The 23,593-nt window shown below is 58.7% G+C and carries 25 protein-coding genes; 15 read left to right on the top strand and 10 right to left on the bottom strand.

The window, feature by feature from the left end; translation table 11 throughout:
• Nucleotides 1-59 precede the first annotated feature (59 nt).
• The gene (locus EJA71_RS23115; RefSeq protein WP_158959821.1) at nt 60-389 is read right to left on the bottom strand and encodes an EscU/YscU/HrcU family type III secretion system export apparatus switch protein; all 330 of its coding nucleotides are present in this window, start codon (nt 387-389) and stop codon (nt 60-62) included.
• Nucleotides 386-1,960, bottom strand: coding sequence for a flagellar hook-length control protein FliK (locus EJA71_RS23110; RefSeq protein ID WP_158959820.1), 1,575 nt, complete (start codon nt 1,958-1,960; stop codon nt 386-388). The genes EJA71_RS23115 and EJA71_RS23110 overlap by 4 nt, the downstream gene beginning before the upstream one ends.
• Before the next feature lie 197 nt (nt 1,961-2,157).
• Here EJA71_RS23110 and ccmA point away from each other — a divergent pair, with 197 nt between their 5' ends.
• The 10 genes from ccmA (at nt 2,158) to EJA71_RS23060 (ending at nt 9,529) form a co-directional block, all read left to right on the top strand.
• Entirely contained in the window at nt 2,158-2,793 is a 636-nt protein-coding gene (gene ccmA, locus EJA71_RS23105; RefSeq protein WP_158959819.1) for a cytochrome c biogenesis heme-transporting ATPase CcmA, read from the top strand.
• Complete coding sequence (gene ccmB, locus EJA71_RS23100) at nt 2,790-3,458, top strand: heme exporter protein CcmB (protein WP_034151525.1); 669 nt, start codon at nt 2,790-2,792, stop codon at nt 3,456-3,458. Before ccmA ends, ccmB begins: the two co-directional genes overlap by 4 nt.
• A 73-nt stretch (nt 3,459-3,531) precedes the next feature.
• On the top strand, nt 3,532-4,287 hold the full coding sequence (locus tag EJA71_RS23095) for a heme ABC transporter permease (protein ID WP_016987487.1): 756 nt from the start codon (nt 3,532-3,534) through the stop codon (nt 4,285-4,287).
• The gene (gene ccmD / locus EJA71_RS23090) at nt 4,284-4,460 is read left to right on the top strand and encodes a heme exporter protein CcmD (RefSeq protein ID WP_064390881.1); all 177 of its coding nucleotides are present in this window, start codon (nt 4,284-4,286) and stop codon (nt 4,458-4,460) included. The genes EJA71_RS23095 and ccmD overlap by 4 nt, the downstream gene beginning before the upstream one ends.
• Nucleotides 4,457-4,912 carry a cytochrome c maturation protein CcmE gene (gene ccmE / locus EJA71_RS23085; protein ID WP_158959818.1) on the top strand — a complete coding sequence of 152 codons (456 nt, stop codon included), beginning with the start codon at nt 4,457-4,459 and terminating at the stop codon, nt 4,910-4,912. The genes ccmD and ccmE overlap by 4 nt, the downstream gene beginning before the upstream one ends.
• A 3-nt stretch (nt 4,913-4,915) precedes the next feature.
• Nucleotides 4,916-6,904 carry a heme lyase CcmF/NrfE family subunit gene (locus EJA71_RS23080; protein ID WP_158959817.1) on the top strand — a complete coding sequence of 663 codons (1,989 nt, stop codon included), beginning with the start codon at nt 4,916-4,918 and terminating at the stop codon, nt 6,902-6,904.
• Entirely contained in the window at nt 6,901-7,437 is a 537-nt protein-coding gene (locus EJA71_RS23075; RefSeq protein WP_016987490.1) for a DsbE family thiol:disulfide interchange protein, read from the top strand. The genes EJA71_RS23080 and EJA71_RS23075 overlap by 4 nt, the downstream gene beginning before the upstream one ends.
• Nucleotides 7,434-7,904 carry a cytochrome c-type biogenesis protein gene (locus EJA71_RS23070; protein WP_158959816.1) on the top strand — a complete coding sequence of 157 codons (471 nt, stop codon included), beginning with the start codon at nt 7,434-7,436 and terminating at the stop codon, nt 7,902-7,904. The genes EJA71_RS23075 and EJA71_RS23070 overlap by 4 nt, the downstream gene beginning before the upstream one ends.
• Nucleotides 7,901-9,100 (top strand): c-type cytochrome biogenesis protein CcmI, encoded by a 1,200-nt coding sequence (gene ccmI / locus EJA71_RS23065; RefSeq protein ID WP_158959815.1) that lies wholly within the window; start codon nt 7,901-7,903, stop codon nt 9,098-9,100. Before EJA71_RS23070 ends, ccmI begins: the two co-directional genes overlap by 4 nt.
• A 24-nt stretch (nt 9,101-9,124) precedes the next feature.
• Nucleotides 9,125-9,529 carry a hypothetical protein gene (locus EJA71_RS23060; protein WP_016987493.1) on the top strand — a complete coding sequence of 135 codons (405 nt, stop codon included), beginning with the start codon at nt 9,125-9,127 and terminating at the stop codon, nt 9,527-9,529.
• A gap of 58 nt (nt 9,530-9,587) precedes the next feature.
• Here EJA71_RS23060 and EJA71_RS23055 read toward each other — a convergent pair whose 3' ends face one another.
• The 6 genes from EJA71_RS23055 to EJA71_RS23030 all read right to left on the bottom strand — a co-directional run bounded on the left by EJA71_RS23055 (nt 9,588) and on the right by EJA71_RS23030 (nt 14,665).
• Nucleotides 9,588-10,163 carry a PIN domain-containing protein gene (locus EJA71_RS23055; RefSeq protein WP_158959814.1) on the bottom strand — a complete coding sequence of 192 codons (576 nt, stop codon included), beginning with the start codon at nt 10,161-10,163 and terminating at the stop codon, nt 9,588-9,590.
• On the bottom strand, nt 10,160-10,627 hold the full coding sequence (locus EJA71_RS23050; RefSeq protein WP_158959813.1) for a helix-turn-helix domain-containing protein: 468 nt from the start codon (nt 10,625-10,627) through the stop codon (nt 10,160-10,162). The genes EJA71_RS23055 and EJA71_RS23050 overlap by 4 nt, the downstream gene beginning before the upstream one ends.
• Before the next feature lie 83 nt (nt 10,628-10,710).
• Nucleotides 10,711-11,598 carry a LysR family transcriptional regulator gene (locus tag EJA71_RS23045; protein ID WP_158959812.1) on the bottom strand — a complete coding sequence of 296 codons (888 nt, stop codon included), beginning with the start codon at nt 11,596-11,598 and terminating at the stop codon, nt 10,711-10,713.
• A gap of 148 nt (nt 11,599-11,746) precedes the next feature.
• Nucleotides 11,747-12,466, bottom strand: a complete 720-nt coding sequence (locus tag EJA71_RS23040; RefSeq protein WP_158959811.1) for an SDR family oxidoreductase — start codon at nt 12,464-12,466, stop codon at nt 11,747-11,749.
• Between the two features lie 30 nt (nt 12,467-12,496).
• Entirely contained in the window at nt 12,497-13,153 is a 657-nt protein-coding gene (locus EJA71_RS23035) for a peroxiredoxin-like family protein (RefSeq protein ID WP_158959810.1), read from the bottom strand.
• A 324-nt stretch (nt 13,154-13,477) separates the two neighbouring features.
• Nucleotides 13,478-14,665, bottom strand: coding sequence for an MFS transporter (locus EJA71_RS23030; RefSeq protein WP_158959809.1), 1,188 nt, complete (start codon nt 14,663-14,665; stop codon nt 13,478-13,480).
• Nucleotides 14,666-14,910: 245 nt separating this feature from the next.
• Here EJA71_RS23030 and EJA71_RS23025 point away from each other — a divergent pair, with 245 nt between their 5' ends.
• The 5 genes from EJA71_RS23025 (at nt 14,911) to qatD (ending at nt 21,168) form a co-directional block, all read left to right on the top strand.
• On the top strand, nt 14,911-15,531 hold the full coding sequence (locus EJA71_RS23025) for a DUF5666 domain-containing protein (RefSeq protein WP_158959808.1): 621 nt from the start codon (nt 14,911-14,913) through the stop codon (nt 15,529-15,531).
• Between the two features lie 846 nt (nt 15,532-16,377).
• On the top strand, nt 16,378-18,312 hold the full coding sequence (locus EJA71_RS23020; RefSeq protein ID WP_158959807.1) for a P-loop NTPase fold protein: 1,935 nt from the start codon (nt 16,378-16,380) through the stop codon (nt 18,310-18,312).
• The gene (locus EJA71_RS23015) at nt 18,312-19,166 is read left to right on the top strand and encodes a hypothetical protein (protein ID WP_158959806.1); all 855 of its coding nucleotides are present in this window, start codon (nt 18,312-18,314) and stop codon (nt 19,164-19,166) included. The genes EJA71_RS23020 and EJA71_RS23015 overlap by 1 nt, the downstream gene beginning before the upstream one ends.
• Nucleotides 19,163-20,428, top strand: a complete 1,266-nt coding sequence (qatC, locus tag EJA71_RS23010; RefSeq protein ID WP_158959805.1) for a Qat anti-phage system QueC-like protein QatC — start codon at nt 19,163-19,165, stop codon at nt 20,426-20,428. Before EJA71_RS23015 ends, qatC begins: the two co-directional genes overlap by 4 nt.
• The gene (qatD, locus tag EJA71_RS23005) at nt 20,428-21,168 is read left to right on the top strand and encodes a Qat anti-phage system TatD family nuclease QatD (protein ID WP_158959822.1); all 741 of its coding nucleotides are present in this window, start codon (nt 20,428-20,430) and stop codon (nt 21,166-21,168) included. Before qatC ends, qatD begins: the two co-directional genes overlap by 1 nt.
• Before the next feature lie 340 nt (nt 21,169-21,508).
• Here the strand turns inward: qatD and EJA71_RS23000 are convergent, their stop codons facing one another.
• Nucleotides 21,509-22,168, bottom strand: coding sequence for a hypothetical protein (locus tag EJA71_RS23000; protein ID WP_158959804.1), 660 nt, complete (start codon nt 22,166-22,168; stop codon nt 21,509-21,511).
• A 337-nt stretch (nt 22,169-22,505) separates the two neighbouring features.
• On the bottom strand, nt 22,506-23,504 hold the full coding sequence (locus EJA71_RS22995; RefSeq protein WP_034151535.1) for a sulfate ABC transporter substrate-binding protein: 999 nt from the start codon (nt 23,502-23,504) through the stop codon (nt 22,506-22,508).
• Between the last annotated feature and the right edge of the window lie 89 nt (nt 23,505-23,593).

The following is a 23,593-nucleotide window of genomic DNA, read 5'->3' as shown; positions in this document are numbered from 1 at the left end:
GCTCCTACAGAGATCCCATGTAGGAGCTGCCGAAGGCTGCGATCTTTTGCTTTCAGGGCTTAGTAATCATCGCCGCGTAGGGTGACATCCTTCTCGACCATTGGCGCATTCGGATCACGTCCCTCGGGGAATTTCCCCTTCAGATTCCACGCAAACGCGATGATCTCGGCGATCGTCCGATACAGCTCTTCCGGAATGCTGTCGCCCAACTCCATCCGCGCCAACAAGCGCACCAACTCGGCATTCTCATAAATCGGCACTTCGCAATCGCGAGCAATGCGCAGGATTTCTTCGGCCAGTTCGTCATCACCCTTGGCGGTGAGGGTCGGGGCGTGGTTGCCGTCGTATTTGAGGGCGATGGCCTGGCGTGGGGCAGTGGAATCGTTCATGCGGTTTCGTCGACCCAGCGGTGTTCGAGGCGGGTTTGGTTGCCTTGCGGCGGGGTGCCGAGGTGGCAGTCGATGTCGCCGACGTTCAGCCCGCGATCGAGCAGACGCTGGCGCAGGGCGAACAGGTTGTTTTCGATCAGGTCAGCGGTGTAGGGCCGTTCGGCCCAGAGCTGGCTGGACAGGCTGCCGGCGATCAGTTGCGCCTGAATCTGCATCGGCCCGAGCGGCTCCATGTCGAACGCCAGATCGACGCGCCACAGCTGTTGCTTGGGTTCACGTTCGTCGCGACGTTCGTTCGGCTGTGGTTCGCGCTCCGGCGCTTCTTCACGCTGGAACTTCACCTGGAGCGGCACGATGTCCTGCAGGTTGCGCATGGGGATTTCCAGTTGCCAGGTGCTGAGCAGGCGGCCGTCGTCAGTGACGCCGGTCTGCTCCAGACTCGACAGTTGATGGCTTTGCAGGCGCGAGACCGCAGCGGCAGCCAGTCGCAGCAACTGTTCCAGATCGCCTTCGCCTTCCAGATTCTGCAGCAAGCGGTCGGGCAGGGGGAAGCTGCTCGGTACCGGTTTGGCGCTGACTTGACCGAGCATGCCGAGAGCGTTGCGGACGAAACTCGGTAGCGCTTGCGCGAGGGTGTTGGCGGCGATGATCGCGTTGAAACTGGTGCTGCTGGGCAAGCCCGGCGTCAGTTGCGCGATCAGCTTGAGCAGATCGGCTTTCATGTCTGGCGCCAGTGTCGGGTTCTGCCCGCCAAGCAGTTTCGCTTCGAGGAAGGCGCCGCTGTTGGCCAGGGCCAGCGCGACACCTTTGGCGGTGCTCAATTGCTGCACGTCGGGCAGGCTGGCGAGCAATTTGTCGACCACTGCGCGCAAATCCTGCGACGTCTGATCGGTATCGGCCGGCAGGTTTTGCAGCGCGTTCAACAAACCCGTCAGCGAGGCTTGGCGGCTTTGCTGGCCAAGCAGTTGCTGGCTGACAGCGAGTTGCTCCTGGCGGCTGCTCATCGGCAGGAATTTCAGGGTTTGCGTGTCTTCGACCAGCGCCGACAGCAGGGTGCCGATGCGCAGCGGTTGCGGACTGTCGATGGTCAATGTGCTGCCGCTCTGGGCAGTGTTGAGCAAACTGACCAGCGAGCGAAACACCGTCGCTTGCCCCGGCGTCTGCGGCAGCACTTGCGAGGTCAATACTTTGCCCTGCAGCAGCGTGCCGACCGGCAGTTGCGCGGTGTCGATGCGGGTGAGGGCGGCCACGCTGCTGGCGATGGCTTGCTGCACGGTGATCGCCAGGTTGCCCGCCGATGGCTGAGTGATCGCCAGACTGGTGCCCTGTGGCAACGGCAGATTGCTGGTCGCCTGCACGGTAGTCTGGCGGCCGCTTTCCAGCGTCACCTTGAGCAGCAACTGAAAAGTCTGATCCGCTTGCTTGAGCGACAACACCTCGGCCTTGGCGCTTTGCCCGGCACTGATCAAGCCCTCGACCGGGGTCAGCAGCTTGAGCAGCTCACCGACCTGCGGGCGAACGGTCGCCGGGGGGGTGGGCGGCAGCGGGAGGATGTTCATTTCGCCTGTCATACGCGGACACAACCTGAGGAAATTGCACTCTTGAGAGTAAGGCACGCCATGTATAATGCCGCGCGTCTTGCGCTTCGATCAAAAAACATAACAATTGTTTGACGCAGCTCTCTAGATTGCGCCGTCAATGCATCTATGCTGCATCTCTTTAACGGCCGCGCCAGAGCCGACTTGAACCGTATAAGGCCCGTGATCCCTTGACCAGTCCTGTCCTGCAAACCGTTGCCCTCGCGTGTGAACGTGATCTCAGGCTGCTCTTCGAAAATCTCGAATTGAGACTGGCGAGTGGCGATATGGTGCAGATCAGCGGTCCCAACGGCAGCGGTAAAACCAGTTTGCTGCGCCTGTTGGCCGGGCTGATGCAGCCGACCGACGGTCAGGTGCTGCTCAATGGTCAGCCGCTGACCGAGCAACGCAGCGAACTCGCACGCAATCTGTTGTGGATCGGCCACGCTGCCGGGATCAAGGATCTGCTGACCCCCGAAGAGAATCTGTCGTGGCTCTGCGCGCTGCATCATCCCGCCGAACGCGAGGCGATCTGGCAAGCGCTGGCAGCGGTAGGATTGCGCGGCTTCGAAGATGTTCCCTGCCACAGTCTGTCCGCCGGTCAGCAACGCCGCGTGGCGCTGGCGCGGTTGTATCTCGATAGCCCGCCGTTGTGGATTCTCGATGAGCCATTCACCGCCCTCGACAAGCAGGGCGTGGCGCAACTCGAAGAACATCTGGCCGGGCACTGCGAGCGCGGCGGTCTGGTCGTCTTGACCACGCACCACACGCTGAGCCGGATGCCGGCCGGTTATCGCGACATCGATCTGGGGAACTGGGCAGTATGAGTGTGTTTGGCCTGCTGGTTGCCCGTGAATCCCGACTGCTGTTTCGCCGCCCGGCGGAACTGGCCAATCCACTGATTTTCTTCGCCATCGTCATTGCTTTGTTCCCGCTGGCCGTCGGCCCGGAAACTCAAGTGTTGCAAAACCTGTCCCCCGGGTTAGTCTGGGTGGCGGCGCTTTTGTCGGTCCTGCTCTCGCTGGACGGGCTTTTCCGCAGTGATTTCGAAGATGGCTCCCTGGAACAGTGGGTCCTTTCGTCGCACCCGCTGCCACTTCTGGTTTTGGCCAAGGTGCTGGCACACTGGCTTTTCTCCGGTCTGGCGCTGGTTTTGCTCTCGCCATTGCTGGCGCTGATGCTCGGTCTGCCCGTCGCCTGCCTGCCGGTTTTGCTGCTTTCGTTGTTGTTGGGCACACCGGTGCTGAGCTTACTCGGCGCGGTGGGCGCGGCATTGACGGTCGGTTTGAAACGCGGCGGCCTGTTGCTGGCGCTGCTGATTCTGCCGTTGTACATCCCGGTGTTGATCCTCGGCAGTGGCGCCTTGCAGGCCGCCCTCCAAGGCATGCCGGCGACCGGGTATCTGCTGTGGCTTGGTAGCCTGACCGCTCTGGCGATCACCCTGACACCTTTTGCAATAGCCGCTGGCCTGAAGATCAGCGTCGGCGAATAATGAGGTCTGATCATTTTTTGATCAGTAAAGACCCTGGCTCTTCATAGCGAAGAGCATCCGTGATGGAAACAGTATGAACTGGACCTGGTTTCACAAGCTCGGCTCGCCCAAGTGGTTCTACGGCATCAGCAGCAAGTTCTTGCCGTGGTTGAGCATCGCAGCGTTGCTGCTGATTGGCGTCGGCGTCGTTTGGGGCCTGGCCTTCGCGCCGCCGGATTATCAGCAAGGCAACAGCTTTCGCATCATCTATATCCACGTTCCTGCCGCGATGCTCGCTCAGTCGATCTACGTGATGCTGGCGGTGTGCGGTGTGGTCGGGCTGGTGTGGAAGATGAAACTGGCCGACGTCGCCCTGCAATGCGCTGCACCGATTGGTGCGTGGATGACCGCCGTGGCGCTGGTTACCGGGGCGATCTGGGGTAAACCGACCTGGGGTTCGTGGTGGGTCTGGGATGCGCGCCTGACCTCGATGCTGATTCTGCTGTTCCTGTATTTCGGCGTGATCGCGCTCGGCAATGCGATCAGCAACCGCGACAGCGCCGCCAAGGCCTGCGCGGTGCTGGCCATCGTCGGTGTGATCAACATCCCGATCATCAAATACTCGGTGGAGTGGTGGAACACCCTGCACCAGGGCGCAACCTTTACCCTCACGGAAAAACCGGCGATGCCCGCCGAGATGTGGCTGCCTCTGTTGCTGACCGTGCTGGGTTTCTACTGCTTCTTCGGCGCCGTGCTGTTGCTGCGCATGCGCCTCGAAGTGCTCAAGCGTGAAGCCCGCGCCAGTTGGGTGAAAGAAGAAGTGCAGCACAGTCTGGAGGCCGCTCGATGAGTTTTGCTTCATTCGGCGACTTCCTCGCCATGGGTCATCATGGCCTTTATGTGTGGTCGGCCTACGGCATCTGTCTGGCGGTGCTGGCCTTCAACGTGGCGGCGCCGATCCTGGCCCGCAAGCGGTATCTGCAACAAGAGGCGCGTCGTCTGCGCCGGGAGAACGGCAAGTGAATCCGCTGCGCAAGAAACGTCTGATCATCATTCTGGCCATTCTGGTCGGGGTCGGCGCTGCCGTCGGCCTGGCCTTGAGCGCCCTGCAGCAGAACATCAATCTGTTCTACACCCCGACCCAGATTGCCAACGGCGAAGCGCCGCAAGACACGCGGATCCGCGCTGGCGGCATGGTTGAGGCCGGTTCGTTGCAACGCTCGCCGGATTCGCTGGACGTCAAATTCGTCGTCACCGACTTCAATAAATCCGTGACCATCGCCTACCGCGGCATCCTCCCGGATCTGTTCCGCGAAGGGCAGGGCATCGTGGCGCTGGGCAAGCTCAATGCCGACGGTGTGGTGGTGGCCGATGAAGTGCTGGCCAAGCACGACGAGAAGTACATGCCTCCAGAAGTGACCAAAGCCTTGAAAGACAGCGGTCAATCCGCCCCAACACCTGTGAAGGAGGGTTGATCGATGACGTCGGCGATTTTTATTCCTGAGTTGGGCCATCTGGCGATGATTCTGGCGCTGTGTTTTGCGCTGGTGCAGGCCGTGGTGCCATTGGTGGGTGCCTGGCGCGGTGACCGTTTCTGGATGAGTCTGGCCCAGCCGGCTGCGTGGGGACAGTTTGCGTTTTTGCTGTTCGCCTTCGGCGCGTTGACTTACGCGTTCATGGTCGACGACTTCTCCGTCGCCTACGTGGCGAACAACTCGAATACCGCGTTGCCGTGGTATTACAAATTCAGCGCGGTGTGGGGCGCTCACGAAGGTTCGTTGTTGCTGTGGGCATTAATCCTCGGTGGCTGGACGTTCGCCGTGTCGGTGTTCTCGCGACAGTTGCCGCAGGTCATGCTCGCCCGTGTGCTGGCGGTGATGGGCATGATCAGCACCGGTTTCCTGTTGTTCCTGATCCTTACGTCCAACCCGTTCAAACGCATCCTGCCGCAGATGCCCAGCAATGGCGCTGACCTTAATCCCCTGTTGCAAGACATCGGCCTGATCGTTCACCCGCCAATGTTGTACATGGGCTACGTCGGCTTTTCGGTGGCCTTCGCCTTCGCCATCGCGGCGTTGATGGGCGGTCGTCTTGATGCCGCGTGGGCGCGCTGGTCACGTCCGTGGACGATTGTGGCTTGGGCCTTCCTCGGCATCGGCATCACCCTCGGATCGTGGTGGGCGTATTACGAACTTGGCTGGGGCGGCTGGTGGTTCTGGGACCCGGTGGAAAACGCCTCCTTCATGCCCTGGCTGGTCGGCACCGCGCTGATCCACTCACTGGCGGTCACGGAAAAACGTGGCGTGTTCAAGAGCTGGACGGTATTGCTGGCGATTGCTGCGTTCTCGCTGAGCTTGCTCGGGACGTTCCTCGTACGCTCCGGCGTGCTGACCTCGGTGCACGCGTTCGCCTCCGATCCTGAGCGTGGCGTGTTTATTCTGATCTTCCTGTTGTTTGTAGTCGGTGGCTCGCTGACGCTGTTCGCCCTGCGCGCACCCGTGGTCAAGAGCCAGGTCGGTTTCAACCTTTGGTCGCGGGAAACCCTGCTGCTGGGCAACAACCTGGTGCTGGTCGTCGCCGCGTCGATGATCCTGCTCGGCACCCTGTATCCGCTGATTCTCGATGCGATCAGCGGCGCCAAGATGTCGGTCGGCCCGCCGTACTTCAACGCGCTGTTCATTCCGTTGATGGCGTTGTTGATGCTGGTGATGGCGGTCGGTGTGATCGTCCGCTGGAAAGACACCCCGGTGAAATGGCTGGCCAGCATGCTCACGCCGGTCCTGCTCGGTAGCGTTGCGCTGGCGGTGGTGGCCGGTGTCGCTTACGGCGATTTCAATTGGGCGGTGATCGCGACCTTCCTGCTCGCTGCGTGGGTACTGCTCGCCGGCGCCCGCGACATCGTCGACAAGACTCGCCACAAAGGCCTGATCAAAGGTTTGCCGACGCTGACTCGCAGCTATTGGGGCATGCAGATCGCCCACCTCGGCATCGCCGTGTGCGCGCTGGGCGTGGTGTTGTCGAGCCAGAACAGTGCCGAGCGCGACTTGCGGCTGGCACCGGGCGAATCGATGGACCTGGCCGGTTACCACTTCATTTTCGAAGGCGCCAAGCACTTCGAAGGGCCGAACTTCACCTCCGACAAAGGCACCATTCGTGTCATTCGTGATGGCAAGGAAGTCAGCGTGCTGCACCCGGAAAAACGTCTGTACACCGTGCAGAATTCGGTGATGACCGAAGCCGGGATCGATGCCGGTTTCACTCGTGACTTGTATGTCGCACTGGGCGAGCCGCTGGACAACGGTGCGTGGGCGGTGCGCGTACACGTCAAACCGTTCGTGCGCTGGATCTGGTTCGGCGGTTTGCTGACCGGTTTTGGTGGTTTGCTGGCGGCGCTGGATCGACGTTATCGGGTCAAGGTGAAAGCCAAGGTGCGTGAAGCCCTGGGTATGACGGGAGCGGCTGCATGAGACGTTGGTTGATGCTGGTGCCACTGGCGATTTTTCTGTTGGTGGCGGTGTTTCTTTATCGCGGTCTGTACCTTGATCCGGCGGAATTGCCGTCGGCGATGATCAACAAGCCGTTCCCGGAGTTTTCCCTGCCAAACGTGCAGGGCGACAAGAGCCTGACCAAGGCCGACATCCTCGGCAAACCGGCGCTGGTCAACGTTTGGGGCACATGGTGCATTTCCTGCCGGGTCGAGCATCCGGTGCTGAACAAACTCGCCGAGCGCGGCGTGGTGATCTACGGCATCAACTACAAGGACACCAACGCCGATGCCTTGAAGTGGCTGGCCGAGTTCCACAACCCGTATGTGCTGGACATCCGTGACGACGAAGGCTCGCTGGGCCTCAATCTTGGCGTCTACGGCGCGCCGGAAACCTTTTTCATCGACGCCAAGGGCATCATCCGCGACAAATACGTCGGCGTGATTGATGAGCAAGTCTGGCGTGAAAAACTCGCGGCCAAGTATCAGGCGCTGGTCGATGAGGCCAAGCCATGAAGCGTTTTTTAGCCGCGGTGGTGCTGGGTTTGAGTCTGGTCGGTGTGGCCCATGCCGCGATCGACACTTACGAGTTCGCCAAAGAAGCGGATCGCGAGCGTTTCCGTGAGTTGACCAAAGAGTTGCGCTGCCCCAAGTGCCAGAATCAGGACATCGCTGACTCCAACGCGCCTATTGCTGCTGACCTGCGCAAAGAGATTTTCCGCATGCTCGGTGAAGGCAAGGACAACCAGCAAATCATCGATTTCATGGTTGATCGCTACGGTGATTTCGTCCGCTACAAACCGGCGCTCAACGCCAAGACAGCGCTGCTGTGGTTCGGCCCCGCCGGTTTGCTGCTTGGTGGATTGGTGGTGATCGCGGTGATTGTTCGCCGTCGTCGCGGGCAACGCACCGAAACCCCGCAATCGCTTAGCGCCGATGAGCGTCAGCGCCTCGACCAACTGTTGGATAAAAACCAAGAATGATTGATTTCTGGCTTGCCGCAGGGCTGTTGCTTCTGGTCGCCCTGAGTTTTCTGCTGATCCCGGTGTTGCGCGAACGTCGCGCCCAGCGTGAAGAAGATCGGACTGCCCTGAACGTTGCGCTGTATCAGGAACGTGTCGCCGAATTGCAATCGCAACAGGCTGAAGGCGTGCTCGACGCTGCGCAAATGGACAGCGGTCGTGCTGAGGCTGCGCGTGAATTGCTCGCGGATACCGAAGGCGTTGCCGCGCCGCGCGTTTCCCGATTGGGCAAGCCGTTGCCCCTATTGGCGGCGGTGCTGGTGCCAGTGTTGGGCCTGGGTCTGTACATGCATTTCGGCGCTGCCGACAAGGTCGAACTGACCCGCGAATTCGCCCAGGCACCGCAGTCGATGGAAGAGATGACCCAGCGTCTGGAACGTGCCGTCGCGGCGCAACCGGACTCGGCCGAAGGCCTGTATTTCCTCGGCCGTACCTACATGGCGCAAGAGCGTCCGGCGGACGCGGCGAAGATGTTCGAACGCGCTGCCAATCTGGCCGGACGTCAACCGGAACTGCTCGGGCAATGGGCGCAGGCGCAGTATTTTGCTGACGGCAAAAAGTGGTCGGCGAAGATTCAGGCGCTGACCGACGAAGCGCTCAAGGCTGATCCAAAAGAAGTCACCAGCCTCGGTCTGCTCGGCATCGCTGCGTTCGAAGGCGAGCGTTATCAGGAAGCCATCGATTACTGGAATCGCTTGCTGGCGCAACTGCCGCCGGAGGACAGTTCCCGCGCCGCGCTGCAAGGCGGGATCAAGCGCGCCGCCGAGCGTCTGGAAGCTAGCGGTGGCAAGGTCGCTCAAGCTACAGCGCCAAAAACAGCTTTGCTGAAAGTCAGCGTCGATCTGGCCAGCGAGCTCAAAGGCAAAGTGCAACCGGGCGACAGCGTGTTCATCTTCGCCCGCGCCACTTCCGGCCCGCCGGCACCACTGGCGGCCAAGCGTTTGACCGTGGCCGATCTGCCAGTCACCGTCGAACTGGGCGATGCCGACGCCATGATGCCGCAGTTGAAACTGTCGAACTTCCCTGAAGTCCAACTGGTTGCGCGCATCTCCCGCGCCGGCCAACCGACTGCCGGCGAGTGGGTCGGTCGCAGCGGCCCTCTGGCCAGCAGCACCACCGCGCCACAAAAACTGACCATCGACAGCCCGGACAAGTAGCCGGCACAACAGGAAAGCACCGCTATGCACACCATCGCCCGAATCACAGTCCTCACACTGGCCCTGGGCTTGAGTGCATGTGCGGTGCAACGACCGGAACCGACGACCAACCTGCCGCCGATTCCGCCGTCGCAACCCAGCCCGACCCCATCGACCTCGCCGACCCCGGGGAAAAGCATCCCGGCGAAACCGGCCAAACCGGTGCCGCGCACCTCAGCCAGCTTCGCCCCACCACCGGGCGGCAACAGCCACTGGGATCAGAAACTCGGCGTCTACGTCCTCGATGACCAGACCAACACCTTCTACCGCCAGCGCACCTACTATCGCTGGAACAACGGCTGGAGCCGCTCCGTCAGCCCCAACGGCCCGTGGGAAGACACCAACATCCACGGTGTGCCACCGGGGCTGGGCAAGCAGTTCGGGCAGTAAATGAAAACGGCGATCTTTGGATCGCCTTTTTGTTGTCTGGTATTTGAGTGGAGTGAACTCAGAGCATGACGCGATACCCGCTGAGTGCCTGAACTGATTGCGTCAGCCCTTGGCGCTGCAGCAGATTTAAAAACGATTCAACGTCCATCGTGGGCGCTTTCAACTGTTTGCGCTGGCGCTGCGCGGCTGCAACAACGGCTGCCGAATCCAGGTGAAAAAGGTTTTCGACGAACTCATCGGGGTGTTGCGCCTCAATGCCGAAAGGGGCGAGGTATTTGTCGGGAAAATCTTTCAAATTAAACGTCATGATCACACCAGCATTGCAACGAATTGCGGCTGCCAGAACATGGCGGTCATCCAGATCGGGCAATGACAATCCACTGACCAAACTTTCATAGTCGTAGACGCAGGCATCGGGAATCGCCTGATCCATCAGCTCGGAAGTGCGATCCAATTGCTCGATTGTCAGGTCAGTGCGGTTCTTCAACAGATTGCGTTTCCATTCCCCGTGAATCTCCTTGGTCCATCGTGCCCGAAATCGCCCTGAGAGGGCTAACCACATCAAAACGTCTCTCAATGGGGCTGGGTACAAAACACATGCATCGTATACAGCAGTGAAAGAGGAATGCCTCACTCGTAACCTGTCCTTAACGCTTGTGCCTGCTCTGCGAGAAGCGCCATTGCCTGCTCGCTGGCGGTGTCACGCCGGGCTTTATAGTCCATCAAATCGGCAAAGCGCACACGTCGGTGCTTGCCGGTTTTATGGTAGGAAATCTCGCCGCTTTCCAGCAGCTTTATCAGGTGCGGGCGTGAGACGTTGAGCAGGTCGGCGGCTTCCTGGGTGGTCAGTTCGGCATGAATCGGTACAACCTTTACGGCGTTGCCTTCTGCCAACGCTGCGAGAATATCGACGAGAAGGCGTAAGGCCGAGGTAGGCAATTCGACACTGTGGGCTTCATTCTGCTTATCGAAAATCTGGATGTGCTGGGTTTCGAATTGCGTCGTGAGGTAAGCGGCCAAGGTGCGTTGCCCTTCGATGGCGGCTTTGACTTCGCGTTCTACGGGGAGGGTGATGAAGGGATGAATAACGATCGACATGGTGTTGTTCCAGCATTCTGAAAAGGGAATGCCGGGACGTTATTCGAATTAAACGAAAATCGCAATAAACGAAACACCTCGCATTAATGCTCGCTTACCAGAAGCCCCTGAACGTACTCAACAAACGCCCGTGCCTTGGCACTCGCCATTCTCCCCGTCGGAAACACCGCCCATAAATCCAGATCGGGCAGTGTCCAGTCGTGCATGACGGTTTTCACTGCGCCGCTGGCCAGTTCAGGGGCGAACATCCATTCGGAGGCCAGCGTCAGGCCCTGATCGGCCAGCACGGCTTCGCGTACGCCCTCAGCCGCGCTGACGCGCAAACGTCCGCTGAGGATCACCGATTGTTGTTCCGAGCCTTTGGCGAACTGCCAAGTGTTGCCCCCTCCGAGGTTGTAGACGACTGCTTGGTGTTTACTCAATTCGGCAGGACAGCCCGGTTCGCCGTACTTGGCAAAGTAGGCCGGTGTGCCAAGCACCACGCGGCGGCAGTCGGCGATCTTGCGGGCGGTGAGTCCCGAGTCGGTGAGTGCGCCCATGCGCAAGGCAACGTCGATGCCTTCTTCGACCAGATTGATGTTGCGATCGTCGAGCATCAGGTCGATGTTCAGTTGCGGGTGCTGATCCAGGAACGGCCCCAGTTGCGGCACGATGTGCAGGCGGCCGAAGGTCACGGCGGCGCTGATGCGCAAGCTGCCGCTCAGACCGCTGGCGCTGCCCCGCGCAGCGTTATCGGCCTCGTCAGCTTCTTCGAGGGCACGTTTGGCCCGTTCGAAAAAGGCCAGGCCGGCTTCGGTCGGGGTCAGGCCGCGAGTCGAACGCAGAAGCAGGCTGACGGCCAGGCGCTTTTCCAGATGAGCGATGGTTTTCGATACGGCGGGCTGACCGATATTCAGGCGTCGGGCCGCAGCGGAAAACGAGCCGGTTTCGACGACGCAGACGAAAGTTTCCATAGCGGCGAGGCGATCCATCTGCGTTCCTTACTAAAATCTCGAAGTCATCTTTGAACCCCTGTAGGAGTGAGCCTGCTCGCGATAGCGGTGTGTCAGTCAAATCAATGTCGGCTGGACGAACGCTATCGCGAGCAGGCTCACTCCTACAGGGGATTTTTGTTGTTGATTAGATTGCGGCCTTACCGACTGATGCGCCGCCATCGACGAACAAGGTTTGTCCGGTAATGAAGCCGCTCTGCTCGGACAGCAGAAACGCAACCGCCGAGGCAATCTCTTCCGGCTTCCCCAGCCGTCCCATCGGCACCCCGGCCAGATAGCGCGCCTCACCCTCGCTGCCCGGAGGATTGTTGGCGCGAAACAGCTCGGTCTCGGTCGGCCCCGGTGCCACCGCGTTCACGGTGATCCCGGTCTGCGCCAGTTCCAGCGCCCACGAGCGGGTGAAGCTGACCAACGCCGCTTTCGCCGCTGCGTACGCCGTGCGCTGAGTAATGCCCAACACCGTCAGGCTGGAGATATTCACCACCCGACCCCAACCCCGCGTACGCATCCCCGGCAACAACGTCTGCGTCGCCTGCAACGCCGAATGCAGATTCAGCCGCATCACGTCATCGAAAGCGTCCAGATCGATATCACCCAACGCCTGCGGGCGCACCAGTCCGACATTGCTCACCAGCCCGTCGAACTCATACGTGCGCGCCAGTTCTGCGAGCACTTCGCCGGTCAGCTTGCGATCGCTCAGGTCCAGCGGAAACAGAATCCCCGGAAAGCTCAGATCCGGCTGGCGAGCGATCCCCACCACGCGATGCCCGGCGCGGTCGAGATGTTCAGCCAGCGCCCGGCCAATGCCTTTGCTGGCGCCGGTGATGAGGAAGGTACGTCGGGTCATGGCAACTCCAGGTTAAGGCCGGTCATCGATTCAGCCGCGCAATGCATCCAGCATCGCTTCAGGCTCGGGACGCTGAGTGTAATCCGGGTTGACCTCGGCGTAACGAATCACGCCGTCCTGACCGATCACATAACGCGCCGGCATCGGCAAGGTCCAGGCTGGATCGTCGTTGAAGGTCGGCAGGTCGTTGCGCAGATTCTTGTAGAGCTCGATCAAATAGTCTGGCAGTTCAAAGCGCAACCCGAAGGCTGCGGCGACGTCATTGCGCGGATCGCTGAGGATCGGGAATTGCAGTTCGTTGATGCGTTGCGACTTGCGACTGTTGGCGGCGATCTGCGGTGAAATCGCCAGCAGACTCGCCCCAGCGTCCCGAATCACCGGCAGAAAAGCCTGTAATGCCTGCAACTCCATGTTGCAGTAAGGGCACCAGACGCCACGATAAAACGTCAGCACCAAAGGCCCTTGTGCCAGCCGATCGACGGACGAGACCGGGTTGCCCTCAGGGTCTTTCAGGGTGAACAGCGGCGCCGTATCGCCGACCTTCAAGGCACGACCGGCGGCGCCGGAGGCGATCAGTTCGGCAGTGGCGCGCGCCATCACCGGGTGGATGTCGGCCGGGGCGTTGTAAGGTGGTTTGCCGGCTTTGAAGTCGGCTTTGAAGGCATCGAGTTTTGCTTGCAGGGTCATGGTCGAAAGTCCTGAAGAAGCGCCGGTAGTGGCTGGATTCAAGAGTGACCGTAAGGCACGGGGAGGGGAACGAAGGTGAAAGGCATAGCATTCATGCTTGGTGGGAATGGGTGGGGCTCATCACCTTCGGTAAAACAACCGAACATCGTCCTGAATACTTTCTGTGCTGTTATGCACGAAGTTAAGTACGTGTAGGCCTTCGCCTGCTCGCGATTGCGGAGAGTCAGATCAATAGATCTGTCACTGACTCTCCGCAATCGCGAGCAGGCTCACTCCTACAGGGGATCTCATTCTTCTTCGGCAGTCCCGTCAGCTTTTGACGCCTTACGCCGTTGCCAATGAACCGCGCTGCGAAGCACTCAAGAACCGCAACAACGCCAACAGCGGAAACACACTGCCGACAATCACGATCCACAACCAGCCGCCATGTTCGTACACCGCACTGGCCACCGACGAACCAAACGCGCCGCCGATGAAGATGCTGGTCATGTACAGCGCGTTCAGACGGCCACGGCTTTTCGCGTCCAGCGAGTAAACAGCGCGTTGGCCGAGCACCATGTTCATCTGTACGCAGAAGTCGAGGACCACGCCGGTCACGGCCAGGCCGATGACGCTGTAGGCCGGGTGAATGAACGCGGGCAGGAAGCTCAGGCTGGCGAACAGCATGGCCAGCAGCGAGGCGATGCGGGTGTGGCCAGCGTCGGCCAGACGCCCGCTGATTGGCGCGGCGATGGCACCGATGGCACCGACCAGCGCAAAAATAGCGATCTCGCTTTGCGACAAACCATGATTGCGCGCCAGTTCCAGCGGCACGGCAGTCCAGAACAGGCTGAACGTGGCGAACATGCAGCCCTGATAAAACGCACGCTGACGCAGTACCGGTTGTTGGCGCAGGAGGGTCCACAGCGAGCCAATCAGTTGACCATAAGTGGCGCTGTGATCCGGTTGGCGCTTGGGCACGGTAAAGGCCAAGACAACGCTGATCGCCGCCATCAACGCTGCCGCAATCATGAACATCGCCCGCCAGCCCAAGTGGTCGGCGACCACGCTCGACACCGGCCGTGCCAGCAGAATACCCAGCAGCAAGCCGCCCATGATTCCGCCAACCACCCGGCCACGGGATTCTTCCGGCGCCAAGTGGGCGGCCAGTGGAATCAGGATCTGCACCGACACCGAACTGAAGCCCACCAGCAACGAGATCAGCAGAAACACATTCGGTTGATCGGTAAACGCCGCCGCCAACAGGCTGGCAATCGCCACCACCGTGGTGATGATCATCAACCGGCGGTTTTCCAGCAGATCACCCAGCGGCACCAGGAAGAACAAACCCAGCGCATAACCGATCTGCGTCAGCGAAACGATGAAGCTGGCCATGGTGTCGGAGAGACCAATGTCCGGCGCGATAAGACCGATGATCGGCTGCGCGTAGTAGATGTTGGCAACGATGGCGCCGCAGCAGAAGGCGAACAGCAGCACCATGCCTCGGGTCATTGCGTGAGCGGTGGTGGTCATAAGGTTTCTCGATCCAGCGAAAGGGGAATGCGGTGAGACTATGGGACAGACCGGGCAGGCAGAAGGCGCCGGCGGTTGATATCAGTTATTCCGTTGCGGAATGAACCCGATGTTATCGGCCTGTCATCCATCGGCGGACCTTGCGTCCAACCGTTGAGGGTCGATGATACATTCACTTACATCCTGTTCGATAGCGTGCTTATGTTTGCATCGGCTTGTTCAACATTTATCACCGGAGGATTGCAATGTTTGGTCAGACGCTTCGCCACACCGCAACCATTGTTCTGATCTGCCTGATGGGCGCAAACAGCGTGCAGGCCGCCGATGCTCCGGGGATGCGCATCGGTGTGCGCGGCGAGATCACCGGGGTCAGCGCCGACTCACTGAAAGTCCACGTCAACAGCGGCGAGAACGTGGTGATTCAGTTGGCGGCCGACACCAAGGTTCGCGCCGTCACCCTGGCCAATATCGAAGACATCAAACCCGGCAGCTACATCGGTTCGGCGGCGATGCCGCAGGAGGACGGCACGCTCAAGGCGCTGGAAGTGCACGTGTTTCCGTCGGAGCTGGCGGGCAGTGGTGACGGGCATCGGCCGTTCGATCTGGCCAAGGGCAGCAGCATGACCAACGGCAGCGTCGGCGATCTGGTGGTGAGCAACGGGCGGGTGCTGACGGTGAATTACAAGGGCGGGCAGCAGAAGATTCTGGTGCCGGAGGATGTGCCGATCGTGAATCTCGAGCCGGGGGATCGGAGCTTGCTGAAGGTTGGGGTGAAGATTGTCACGTTCGTGACGCAGAGCGCGGATGGCACGCTGACGGCGCAATCGATCTCCGCCGGTAAGGACGGCGTTACCCCGCCGATGTAATTGCCGCTGTATGACCTCTGTGGAAGAGAAAATCCTCCCCATGGTCATATGTTCAACACATCGCCATCCTTCTATTTCGGTATGTCGATGCCCGAGCGTGATCCCAATGTGATTACGGCGGGGCTGCAGCTAAGCCATTTCGAATTGCTTGCTCACATCTACCACAACGGCCTCTATTGGAAAGGTATGCTATTGGCCGTGAAACGCGAGGATTGAAGCTCAGAATATGAGACATGGAGCCTGTACATTCCGGAATCAATCGAATCTCTGCGTCATAATTACCCCGATCGATAGGCACGCTTTGGCTTCAACTGGCCCGGATGGGCCACCCCAAATCTTCTGAGGTTTTAAATTGAAGGACATGCTGACAGAGGAACAAATGCGAATTGCGTTGTTCGGTTCTGCAACCCGTCCTGGCCCGAAAAGGCAAGCAAGTGCCCCTTTGCGGCTCAGCCACCCAGCTCGCGGGCCCACCAAGGGGGAGTAAGTTCTGTCACCCTTTGATATCAGCACCAGTCTTTTGAAAGTGTAGTGGCGCACTTCCTTTTTCAACGGTCTGGGATCCGGCAGGTCCGAGCACTGGAAGACGCAGGAAGAGGCTTGGAGTAATGCATGTTTTTTGATATGTCATGTTGCTGTCAAGTGACTTAGAATCGTTGAAATCCTGCCTTGCCTGCTTCAGAGCTTCGGGGGATTGTTTGGTCTATGGCCTGCCTTGTCATCGGCCTTAAGTGGGCGCATTAAGATAAACACACGGACGTTTCCCTGGCCCTGCCCAGGCGCTGCTGCCACGAGCATCCAGTGACCAAGCGTTCCTCGCACGAAAACTGAAACGGACTTCAATCCATGTGGCATGACAACGAGACAACGGTCGACTATCTGAACTTTGGCGTCGTGGCTGATGCCTGCGCCAGTCTTCTGCGGCAGAGTCGTGGTGAGCCGATTTCGATAGGTGTGTCAGGTGGTTGGGGAGCCGGTAAGTCCTCTCTTGTCAAAATGATCGCCGCCCGCCTCGAAGCCCCGCTGGCTTCAGCAGCCCCGTCACTACCTGCTACCACAGGTGCCCAATCCCAACCCGAACACCGATACGTTGTCATCACCTTCAACCCGTGGCTGTATCAGGACTTCGAAAGCGCTCGCAGTGCATTGCTGCAAATCGTCGGCGATGAAGTGCTGAAGCTGGCGAAGGGTGATGAAACGCTGCTGAAGAAAGCCCTTGACCTTCTGAAACGCATCAACCTGCTGCGGTTGGCGCAGTTTGGGGGGGAGGCCGCAATCACGATTACCACCGGAGTGCCCGTCGGTGCGATCGGCAAAGCGATCGGGAAGGTTTCGGGTCTTTGGAGCGCCTTCAGCTCAGATGGCGACGCGGCTGAGGGGGGAGACAAGAAAGACGGTGAGTCGCTGGACTTCAAGGCCGATGGTCTGTTGAACCCGGCGAAGCCTCTGTCGCTGCCCAACGAAATCCATGCTTTCAGATCCGCACTTGAAAAGCTACTAGAAGAGCTTGGCATCACCTTGGTGGTGTTTGTCGACGACTTGGATCGGTGCTTGCCGGAGACGGCAATTTCCACCCTCGAATCCATCAGGCTGCTTTTGTTTCTCAAGCGCACGGCTTTCGTGATCGCTGCCGACAACGAATTTATCCACGGTGCCGTGAAGAAGCATTTCGAAGGCACTGGCATTACGAGCGACATCGCTACCAACTACTTTGACAAGCTGATTCAAGTGCCTCTGCATGTACCGCGCATCGGCGTGAATGAAGCCAAGGCGTATCTGGTGCTTCTTCTGCTGGAACGAGAGGCCCGGGCTGGAACGTTCCCACCTGAAAAATTCGACCAAGCCAAAGTGGACATACCGCATAGGTTAGCCCGGAGTTGGCTTGGCGAGACGATCACCTCAGTATTTCTGCATGATCTCGTGGGGACTGATACACGACTTCAGCAGTTGATGGATCTGGCTGAAGGCTTGGCGACCCTGATGTTCAAATCATCCAGCATCAGCGCGAATCCACGGCTCATGAAGCGTTTTCTAAACACGGTTTTTCTGCGTGAGTCACTAGCCGCGCCTCAAGGCATCACGCTGGATATCCCTTCTTTGGCCAAGTGGCATTTGCTGGAGCGTTACAATGAGGATCTCGCCAAAGCGCTCTCTGGGATGGTCAGTTCCGACAATGATGGGGAAATCCGAGAGTTGCTGGACGCCGAGACCATCGCGGCGCAGGGAGGAGATCTACCTAGCCCGTTCAGCAATGATTCCTTCGTGATTGAGTGGCTGCAGCTAGCTCCCCCGCTCGGTGCTCAGGACTTGCGCCCTCTGCTGCACCTGAGTCGTGACACGGCTACGCGAGACTTTGGGGACGACAGCATGACACCAGCTTCCCGGGAGCTGCGCGATGTACTCAAAGTGGCCACCAGTTCGAACGATCAGCTCACGCAAGCCATCAAGCTGGTGGATGCCAACCAGGCCCAGCTTGCGATGGAGAAGGCGTGGCAAGGTACGGCGTCCAGCCGCACTTGGAAATCAAAGGACGAGCTCATCAAGTTGATCGAGCCGTGCAGGGTTTATCCAGCTCTTGGAAAGCGCGCTGCAGCATTGATCAGGCTCGCGCCTGCCAAAATGCTCGGGCCGGGATTCATCCCTCTTTTGGGAGCTGAGCAGTGGGCACATGAAACGCTAACGGCGTGGCTGGAAGACCCTGCAGTGAGTAAACCTACCAAAAATGCTATTGCGGCCGCATTGAAAAACGCCCCTCGACCGGCGCAAAGGGATGGAATCTGATGGGTACCTCTACATCGAGTGGTGGCGGCAAGGCGGGTTCTCCGTTTGATCCGGAATGGTTAGATCAGGGCGATGCTGCCGGTGGCCCCGCGCCAGATGGCGGAGCACCGGATGGTGCTCCAGATGGTGACGAGGGTGTTCCCCAAGATGCACCTGAAAATGGTGAGACGGGCTTAGAGCCCGCCCAAGATCAGGACATTGCGCCAGATCGCAGGTTTATGCCGGCCCGATCAAAGATGGGCAAATACCTGTCTGGAGGTGGTCGTGACGCGCTTCGCGGCGCCGCCAGCGCCATGATCAAAAAGGGGATGGGCGGAGCAGGGCGCGCGAGCAACACCATGCGTGGGGTTGCTCAAGGCGCCGGGCAACTGGGATCGTTTCTCGAAGCGGTCAGGGCCGGTACTGACCCTCAAGTAATCGACTGGATTCAGAGGGTTCGCGGCCAGAACCTTTCAGCCAGCGATCTTGCCTTGGAGCTCATCAAGGAAGTCATGCCGGACACCGGCAGTGTCGACGATGAGTCGTTGAGAAACGCCGCCGCCGATGCGTTAGCGCAGCTGTACGAACAAAATCCCAACGTCGACATTTTTCAGCTTGATGACCAACAGATCACAGCGGTCATTGGGTTCACGATCGCCAACGAAGTCTGCAACCGGATGGATCTGCAGTTGGGCCAGACTTATGAAAAGCTCAAGTATTCACCGGTCGAGATCCAGGCGTTTCGTAATGACATCAAGCAATGGGTTCACGGAGAGGTGCAGCGAATCATGGAAGGTCTAGCGGCGCAGAAAGTCGATCCCCAGACTCTTGCGCATAGTGTGCTGCAGACTGCTCTGGAGGTATTTGCAGAATGATCAAGGTCATTTGTACCAGCGTTGCCCGTCTTCCCGCACAACTCGCCGAAGGGGAGCGGGCCTTCACCTATTTCAAAAGCGCCAAGCGTGATGGTGTCGGTACGATCGCCAAGAGTTGGCACGGTTCCTTGAAGCGCAAAGGGTTCCGCCCAAGCCCTGCGGCTTGGGACTTCGTTCAGTTCTGCTTGGCCGTCTGTGCGACCGACCTTTGTGCGATGCGCAGCACAAGTGCTGATGGTTGGACTCGGACGATTGAGCTGAGTGTTGGGCTTCATGAGCCATTGCGATGGAATCCGTGGAAGGAGCAGCTTGAGCAACTGCTGAAGGTTCTGACAGGCGACTATTGGACTCTCATCTTCACGGATGCAGGCGTGCCACCCCCTCTGGGTCGTTTCACCACCAAGGATCAAGATTGTGTCTCCTTGTTGTCTGGTGGCCTCGACAGTCTTATCGGCGGTTTGGATCTCGTGGCCCAGGGGCGGCATCCTCTGTTTGTTTCTCAACTGGCTCATGAGGATTCTGAGCGCCAACGCCATTATGCAACCCTGCTTGGTGGTGCCGATGCTCACTATCAGTGGAGTCATGGGATTAGCTTCAAGGGGCCCCGCGAACCGTCGACGCGTGGCCGTTCATTGGCGTTCTATGCTTTCGCCGTGCTGGCCGCGTCTCGGCTCCGTGCCGCGCGCCCCACTATTTACATTCCAGAGAACGGCTTCATTTGCGTGAATCCTCCACTTGTTCCTGGGCGAGTGTCGAGCCTGAGTACTCGTACGACTCATCCTCTGTTCATCAGTAAACTGCAGCAGGTGCTCGATGGTTTAGGGATCGCGGTGCAGTTGGACTTGCCCTATCGGTTCAGGACTAAAGGGCAGATGATGAATGAATGCTTGGATCAGCCGCGTCTACAGGCGCTGGCCTCCGATACGACGAGTTGCGGACGATTCCGTACTTACAATCGAACTCACTGCGGTCGCTGCGTGCCTTGTATGATCCGCAGGGCTGCTTTCGGTGCTTGGACATCAGGGGCCGATGCAACCCGCTATGTATTCCCAAACTTGGTAGGAAGCGACAAATCCAGCGGGCCAGATGATCCAATGGCTGTAGCATTGGCGGTCCTCACGGCGCGAGATAGGGGTATCGACAGGTTTCTGGGAGCATCACTAGCCTTTGCTCCTATTACCGAACGACCTCAGTACCGATCTGTGCTTACCAACGGGATCGATGAGCTGGAGGCCCTTTTGACCGGAGACAGATTGCTTTGATGGATTTCCACTGCCATCTCGACCTCTATCCCAATGCACGCGAGGTCTTCGCGCAAGCGGTGGAGAAAAACATGTTTACTTGGCTGGTCACTACCAGCCCTCGTGCATTCTCCGCTACCAGCAAAGTGCTTGGCGGTCATGAGAATGTGCTCATCACTCCGGGTCTGCATCCGGAAATCGTCCATGAGCGTTACATTGAGCTCGATACTTTGATTGAGCAGATCAAACACGTAGCTGCCGTTGGAGAGGTCGGGTTGGATGGTTCCAAGCGCTTCCAGCACAGCTACGAAGCTCAGCACAAAGTTTTCACTTCGGTGGTAGCGCAATGCGCCAACGTGGGTGGGCGCGTGCTGAGCATTCACTCGCGCCAGGCCGTTAGAGACGTGCTGGCTGTTCTCAATGACCACCCTGGTTTTGGCACAGCTGTTCTTCATTGGTTTACGGGTACGGCTGCCGAGCTTAGGTCCGCCTCGGAAATGGGGTGCTGGTTCAGCATCGGACCGGCAGCGTTCAACTCGGCATCCGGTAAGGCGCTAGCCAAGAAACTGCCTCGTGATCGAGTCGTTCCGGAAAGTGACGGGCCGTTCGCCCAGGTTAATGGTGCCACGGTCATGCCGTGGAGCGCAGGCCAAACGGCGGAGCTGCTGGCCCAGGCATGGGACATACCAGTGGGTGAAGTAATAATTGGTCTTGAATTGAATGCTCGGCGGCTGATCGGTCTGATACACGGGGCCGGTTGACTCTGGTTGCGTTCTCACGCTTCTCGTAATACGTGAGGCTTCCCACCAATAATCCAGGCTATGCCCTGCACACACGCAAACCTCTATGTACTATGCGGAGATTGCGAAAAGGGACTGAGCTTGACCACCTTATCGCATTCGTACTGATCACTCGTTTATCGCATTTGACTAGATGATTGCATTTTATCTGCGTGGAATTTGACCAGCCTGATTAGTGACCATCATCGGTTGAGGGCTGGGCGATACCACCGGTGGTGACAGGTAGAACTCGGCCAAAAGTGGCCATTGTGTCTCAACGGTCTTTAGGTACCACCCAGCTCAGTCGGCCTCGACACGGCGACTAAGGAAGCAACGGAATGATGCAGGCAGCCGCTCCGGCCGTAATCAGTAAGCGTTCCAATAGCTTGATCCCACCGTTGTATTTGCGAGTGCGAACATCCCTGTAGATAAGCCACAGTCGCCAGGTATATTCGTTAAATGCCTGTTGGTGATGGGCGCTTGTGATGGACAGATACTTGAAGAATTTCGAGAGGAGTTTCCTGATTTCCCGATCGGTGATCTTGGCTGGACTCTTGTACATTCCCAAAACGATATTTTCTTCGTTCATCCTCAGATTGTCAGAGCCGTAGGGAGCCATGAATACGGTCACCATTCCCGACGGGGCTTGGTTGAACCACAGCGCGGCGTCACCTTCGAACAGAGGCTTCGCTTTCCCCTCCCTTTCCTCCACCTTTGCCCCGACGCCCCAAAGCCCTAACTGCCTCGTACCGCAGGAGAGTTGTAATTGGCCCAGAATCTGATCCCCTCGAAAGCCGCGAAGGGCTTCGGGAACCACTGAGTGAAGATATAGCGAGCCGTAGTGGCCGGCCAAAGGTGAATGCTCGACGTCAGTAAAGACAGTGCGCACTCTATCCACCATCGCAGGCCATAGTTTTCTTCTGTCGACGGATGCTTGATCGTCTTTCATCAAACGCAAAGCGTGCTTCTTGAATGCCTTCATGGCGCCTCCAAATCAGCAGACAAGAATGCTGAGCGTACGGGCATTTGGCAACACCTGTAGCCGACAGATGAGGCTCGAAAGCGCTAGCAAATTATCAGAAACAACCGCTAGAGCCATGAAGCACAGCAAGACCAGTATCAACTAACGTCATTGCAGCGGCGGTACCATCACCCTAGGCCAATGGATTGGCTCGCGAGGGCTTTGGATCTGCCCATCCACGTTTTGAATGCGAGACCGCTTTCGCGAGCTCGCTCCCACAGGGGGGCAGTGTTGGATGGAAGTATGCGCACAAAAAAGGCGACCCCTGAGGGTCGCCTTTTTCACGCCTGCCTAAACCTTACTGGCCGCTATAAATCTGATCAAAAACCCCACCATCATTGAAGTGAGTCTTCTGCACCGTACGCCAGTCACCAAAGGTCTTCTCCACCGACAGGAAATCCACTTTCGGGAAACGATCGGTGTACTTCGCCAACACCGCCGGATCACGCGGACGCAGGTAGTTCGCCGCCGCGATTTCCTGACCTTCCGGCGACCACAGGTACTTCAGGTACTCATCCGCCGCCGCACGAGAACCCTTCTTGTCGACCACTTTATCGACCACAGAAACCGGCGGCTCAGCCTCAGCCGAGACGCTCGGGTAGATCACTTCAAACTGATCACGACCAAACTCGCGGGCAATCATTTCCGCTTCGTTTTCGAAGGTCACCAGCACGTCGCCGATCTGGTTGGTCATGAACGTGGTGGTCGCGGCGCGGCCACCGGTGTCCAGCACTGGCGCCTGCTTGAACAGTTTGCCGACGAAATCCTTGGCCTTGTTCTCGTCGCCGCCGTTCTTCAGCACGTAACCCCACGCCGACAGGTAGGTGTAGCGGCCGTTACCCGAGGTTTTCGGGTTCGGCACGATCACTTGCACGCCGTCCTTGAGCAGATCCGGCCAGTCTTTCAGGGCTTTCGGGTTGCCTTTACGGACGATGAACACGGTGGCTGAAGTGAACGGCGCGCTGTTGTTCGGCAGACGCGTGACCCAGTTTTCCGGGACCAGTTTGCCGTTGTCAGCGAGGGCATTGATGTCGGTGGCCATGTTCATGGTGATGACGTCAGCCGGCAGGCCGTCGATCACCGAGCGCGCTTGCTTGCTCGAACCGCCGAAGGACATCTGCACGGTGATGTTTTCGTTGTGCTCGGCTTGCCAGTGTTTCTGGAACGCAGTGTTGTAGTCCTTGTAGAAATCGCGCATCACGTCGTAGGAAACGTTGAGCAGCGTCGGGGCTGCCTGAGCGATGTTGGCCAAGGCCAGGCCGGCGGCGAGAAGTGAGGCGCCAAAGAGTTTTTTCACTGCGCATTCCTTGTTATCTATTTATGTAGGAGCTGCCGCAGGCTGCGATCTTTTGATCTTGATCTCATAAAACCAAGATCAAAAGATCG

Source organism: Pseudomonas sp. PB106, from assembly GCF_009764645.1.
Classification (GTDB): Bacteria; Pseudomonadota; Gammaproteobacteria; order Pseudomonadales; family Pseudomonadaceae; genus Aquipseudomonas.
The sequence above is the reverse complement of the archived record's forward strand: the minus strand, read 5'-3'. Positions and strand labels throughout refer to the sequence as shown.

Excerpts from the sequence above, each read along its gene's own strand:
- EJA71_RS23115 (WP_158959821.1), bottom strand. The coding sequence starts at position 389 with ATGAACGATTCCACTGCCCCACGCCAGGCCATCGCCCTCAAATACGAC.
- EJA71_RS23110 (WP_158959820.1), bottom strand. The coding sequence starts at position 1,960 with ATGACAGGCGAAATGAACATCCTCCCGCTGCCGCCCACCCCCCCGGCG.
- ccmB (WP_034151525.1), top strand. The coding sequence starts at position 2,790 with ATGAGTGTGTTTGGCCTGCTGGTTGCCCGTGAATCCCGACTGCTGTTT.
- EJA71_RS23095 (WP_016987487.1), top strand. The coding sequence starts at position 3,532 with ATGAACTGGACCTGGTTTCACAAGCTCGGCTCGCCCAAGTGGTTCTAC.
- ccmD (WP_064390881.1), top strand. The coding sequence starts at position 4,284 with ATGAGTTTTGCTTCATTCGGCGACTTCCTCGCCATGGGTCATCATGGC.
- EJA71_RS23080 (WP_158959817.1), top strand. The coding sequence starts at position 4,916 with ATGACGTCGGCGATTTTTATTCCTGAGTTGGGCCATCTGGCGATGATT.
- EJA71_RS23075 (WP_016987490.1), top strand. The coding sequence starts at position 6,901 with ATGAGACGTTGGTTGATGCTGGTGCCACTGGCGATTTTTCTGTTGGTG.
- EJA71_RS23070 (WP_158959816.1), top strand. The coding sequence starts at position 7,434 with ATGAAGCGTTTTTTAGCCGCGGTGGTGCTGGGTTTGAGTCTGGTCGGT.
- ccmI (WP_158959815.1), top strand. The coding sequence starts at position 7,901 with ATGATTGATTTCTGGCTTGCCGCAGGGCTGTTGCTTCTGGTCGCCCTG.
- EJA71_RS23060 (WP_016987493.1), top strand. The coding sequence starts at position 9,125 with ATGCACACCATCGCCCGAATCACAGTCCTCACACTGGCCCTGGGCTTG.
- EJA71_RS23050 (WP_158959813.1), bottom strand. The coding sequence starts at position 10,627 with ATGTCGATCGTTATTCATCCCTTCATCACCCTCCCCGTAGAACGCGAA.
- EJA71_RS23045 (WP_158959812.1), bottom strand. The coding sequence starts at position 11,598 with ATGGATCGCCTCGCCGCTATGGAAACTTTCGTCTGCGTCGTCGAAACC.
- EJA71_RS23040 (WP_158959811.1), bottom strand. The coding sequence starts at position 12,466 with ATGACCCGACGTACCTTCCTCATCACCGGCGCCAGCAAAGGCATTGGC.
- EJA71_RS23035 (WP_158959810.1), bottom strand. The coding sequence starts at position 13,153 with ATGACCCTGCAAGCAAAACTCGATGCCTTCAAAGCCGACTTCAAAGCC.
- EJA71_RS23030 (WP_158959809.1), bottom strand. The coding sequence starts at position 14,665 with ATGACCACCACCGCTCACGCAATGACCCGAGGCATGGTGCTGCTGTTC.
- EJA71_RS23025 (WP_158959808.1), top strand. The coding sequence starts at position 14,911 with ATGTTTGGTCAGACGCTTCGCCACACCGCAACCATTGTTCTGATCTGC.
- EJA71_RS23020 (WP_158959807.1), top strand. The coding sequence starts at position 16,378 with ATGTGGCATGACAACGAGACAACGGTCGACTATCTGAACTTTGGCGTC.
- EJA71_RS23015 (WP_158959806.1), top strand. The coding sequence starts at position 18,312 with ATGGGTACCTCTACATCGAGTGGTGGCGGCAAGGCGGGTTCTCCGTTT.
- qatC (WP_158959805.1), top strand. The coding sequence starts at position 19,163 with ATGATCAAGGTCATTTGTACCAGCGTTGCCCGTCTTCCCGCACAACTC.
- qatD (WP_158959822.1), top strand. The coding sequence starts at position 20,428 with ATGGATTTCCACTGCCATCTCGACCTCTATCCCAATGCACGCGAGGTC.
- EJA71_RS23000 (WP_158959804.1), bottom strand. The coding sequence starts at position 22,168 with ATGAAGGCATTCAAGAAGCACGCTTTGCGTTTGATGAAAGACGATCAA.